Genomic DNA, 3,319 nt, shown 5'->3' on the forward strand with positions numbered 1-3,319 from the left:
ATCTCCTCGGCAATCTATGAGCAAGAAATCCGCTAAGACCCTCAAGCAGAAGCGCGCAGACAAGCGCACCAAAGCTGAGCCTGCACCGTCGAGCGTCAACTTGCTGAATGCCAAGCAGCGCTGAGGCGCAACAGCTTTCGCGGGGGCTCTGAATCGGTGCCCGCGTAGCCGTCCCGGGCGAGCCCACGGCTCGGCGATTCCGTCTCTTGCCCGCCGAGTGCGAGTAGTGTCAACGGCATCGGCGGTATGTCGCACGCGACCACTCGGAGATTGTGTCGTCGCCGATTCAATGATTGGCCGGTTCGCGGCTGGAACAGGAGCGTCGCATGACGCTGCAACGAGGGCGAAGCGCCGCCGGGTGGGCCCGCACAACCCCTCAAAACACGCCACGGCTGCGCCTCAAGCCCAAGGCGCCCCCTACCGGTTGTGTCGATGGTGCATGGTGGCCGCACAGTGACGACCTTTCTACAGAGCTTCCAGATCTGCTGGCGGTGCTGTCGGTGCGACTCGGCGCCATCGATCGCGTGACATACAACCTCTACGAGTGGGCGAAGGCACCGGCAAGACTCCCGACCGACGAACGAGCGGTTCGACTCAACGGATACCGCCTGCAGCCGGCCAACACTCTCGAAGTGCTCGGAGCCAACCGCAACAAGATCGTCCTGCTGGTAGTCCCCGCTCACAGCGACCCGGACCGCGCGCACGACATCATGATGGCTGCGGCCGCGCCGGACGACGCCTCAACGGTTGACGGCCTCCTCATGACCGGCGCGCAGGACACAACAACCCGCACCCGCACACCAGCCACCGAATAGCCTGGGAGTCTGCTGATAAGCGCGACGGGTTCAGGCCGCCGCCTTCGTTGTCGGTGGTAACGCGCCGTCGGGTGTCTCCCGCCAGTCGGGCGGCACGGCTGCGACCGCCCACAAACAGTCGGCGACCTGCGGAAACGCGTCACTGTCGGTGCTGGGGTCAAGTGGTCGCACATGACACCGGTGTCGCCCCTGTGAGACATTCGCATTCCGTGCTGTTCGCCTGGCCATACGGTGTCCGCCGGATTACCCCGCTGTCTGGTGTGGGCGGTTGTTAGGCTGCTGCGGATTGAACCGCGGGCTTCGACGGTGGCCATCGCACCGCGATCTTCGTGCCGCAACATTGAGGGGTTGGTGTGAGCAGGTTTACCGAGACGATGTTCTACAACGCCCACACGAGTTTCAACGGGATGGTGACCGGTGAGCCCCGTGCACCGGTGCGGCACACCTGGATGGAGGTCCATGAGCGGGCTCGCCGGGTCGCCGGGGGCCTGGCGGCGGCCGGCGTGGGGCATGGCGATCGGGTTGGGGTGTTGGCTGGCGCGCCGGTGGAGATCGCTCCGACCGCGCAGGGTTTGTGGATGCGCGGTGCGAGCCTGACGATGCTGCATCAGCCGACTCCGCGAACAGATCTGGGGGTGTGGGCGCGGGAAACCTTCGCGGTGATCGAGATGATCGGGGCGAAGGTTGTGATCGTGTCGGATCCGTTTATGGCCGCCGCGCCGGTGCTGGCCGAGCGAGGCATCGCAGTGGTCACCGTTGCCGAGTTGTTGGACGCCGGCCCGATCGCTGCGGTGCAGACCGAAGAGGACGATCTGGCGTTGTTACAGTTGACGTCCGGGTCGACCGGCTCTCCGAAGGCGGTGTCGATCACCCATCGCAATGTGGTCGCCAATGCCGAGGCGATGTTCGTGGGTGCCCGCGTCGACATCGATACCGATGTGATCGTCAGCTGGCTGCCGCTGTTCCACGACATGGGCATGACTGGTTTTTTGACGGTGCCGATGTACTTTGGCGCCGAGCTGGTCAAGTTCACGCCGATGGATTTTTTGCAAGATATCTTGTTGTGGGCCAAGCTGATCGACAAATACAAGGGAACGATGACCGCGGCGCCGAACTTCGCCTATGTGCTGTTGGCGAAGCGACTGCGCAGGCATGCCCAGCCCGGTCAATTCGATCTGTCCACGCTGCGCTGGGCGCTCTCGGGTGCCGAGCAGGTCGAGCCGGCTGACGTCGAAGATCTGTGCGAGGCCGGCGCGCCGTTCGGGCTGCGGCCCGAGGCGATCCTGCCGGCCTATGGCATGGCCGAGACGACGGTGGCGGTGTCGTTTTCCGAGTGCGGCGGCGGGCTGGTGGTCGATGAGGTGGATGCCGACATGCTGGCGGTGCTGCGCCGGGCGGTGCCGGCCACGATGGGCCATACCCGCCGGCTGGCGGCGTTGGGTCCGCTGCTGGACGGGCTGGAGGCCAGGATCGTTGATGAGGACGGCACCCTGCTGCCGGCGCGCGGCGTCGGGATCATTGAGCTGCGCGGTGAGCCGGTGACGCGCGGCTACATCACGGTGGGCGGATTTGTCGGCGCCCAGGATGAGCAGGGCTGGTATGACACCGGTGATCTGGGCTATCTGACCGAGGACGGACATGTCGTGGTCTGCGGCCGGGTCAAGGATGTGATCATCATGGGCGGGCGCAGTATCTACCCGACCGACGTCGAGCGTGCCGCATGCCGCGTCGAAGGGGTTCGGCCGGGGTGTGCTGTCGCGGTGCGCCTGGATGCGGATCATACTCGGGAATCTTTCGCGGTTGCGTTGGAGTCGAACATGTTCGAGGATCCGGGCGAGGTGCGCCGCATTAAACACGCGGTGGCCCATGAGGTCGTCACCGAGGTCGATGTGCGGCCCCGCAATGTTGTGGTGCTGGGCCCGGGCAGCATTCCGAAGACCCCGTCAGGGAAGCTTCGGCGCGCGTACGCGCTGGCGCTGCTCAGCTGAGCTGGGTTGTCCCGTGGACCGGCACAGTGTTGTTTGCGTTTGGCATTGCGCCCCAACGAAATCCGCCACCGCACCTCGTCCCGGGGTTAGTGCGGTACCCGGGCCGCGCCGAGGCGCTGGCGTCGCAGCTCGGTCAGGCGCTGAAGGCATTCCGGCGCAGGCCGAGAATTCTCGGCGCATGCTCAAACGACTCGAGGACATCGAAATTCAATGAGCTCAAGACGACGCTGGAAATGCTCGACTGGACATCATCCCGGCGGATTCCTCATTCGCAAGTCGCGCATCGCAAGAGCGAACATGCCCACCGCATGGACAAGGCCGTGACGCTGTAGCGACCCGGCCTCTAACTCCCCTGAGTCATCTACAGCACCCGGGGAACTGTCCTCCACACTACGGCATGTCATGGCCAGATGGACAATCAGTCACTCGGGTCGCCCGGCGGAGGAGCTGCCGCAGCACGGCCACGTGCCGAGAATCAGCGCAGCAGGGCGCGCGACATGACCACGCGCTGAATCT

General features: G+C 65.0%; 3 protein-coding genes. All 3 read left to right on the top strand.

The features are described from left to right. The first annotated feature begins 326 nt into the window (after positions 1–326). Entirely contained in the window at positions 327–815 is a 489-nt protein-coding gene (locus VKI00_RS24700) for a DUF5994 family protein (protein ID WP_324442209.1), read from the top strand. Positions 816–1,168: 353 nt separating this feature from the next. After that, the gene (locus VKI00_RS24705) at positions 1,169–2,803 is read left to right on the top strand and encodes a fatty acyl-AMP ligase (RefSeq protein ID WP_324442211.1); all 1,635 of its coding nucleotides are present in this window, start codon (positions 1,169–1,171) and stop codon (positions 2,801–2,803) included. Positions 2,804–2,829: 26 nt separating this feature from the next. Then, positions 2,830–3,135, top strand: a complete 306-nt coding sequence (locus VKI00_RS24710) for a hypothetical protein (RefSeq protein WP_324442213.1) — start codon at positions 2,830–2,832, stop codon at positions 3,133–3,135. Positions 3,136–3,319: the final 184 nt, after the last annotated feature.

This window comes from Mycobacterium sp. (genome assembly GCF_035314665.1).
In the GTDB taxonomy this organism is placed as follows: Bacteria; Actinomycetota; Actinomycetes; order Mycobacteriales; family Mycobacteriaceae; genus Mycobacterium.

What these genes read in the sequence shown, in the direction of transcription:
- VKI00_RS24700 (WP_324442209.1), top strand. Translation starts at nt 327, where the DNA reads ATGACGCTGCAACGAGGGCGAAGCGCCGCCGGGTGGGCCCGCACAACC.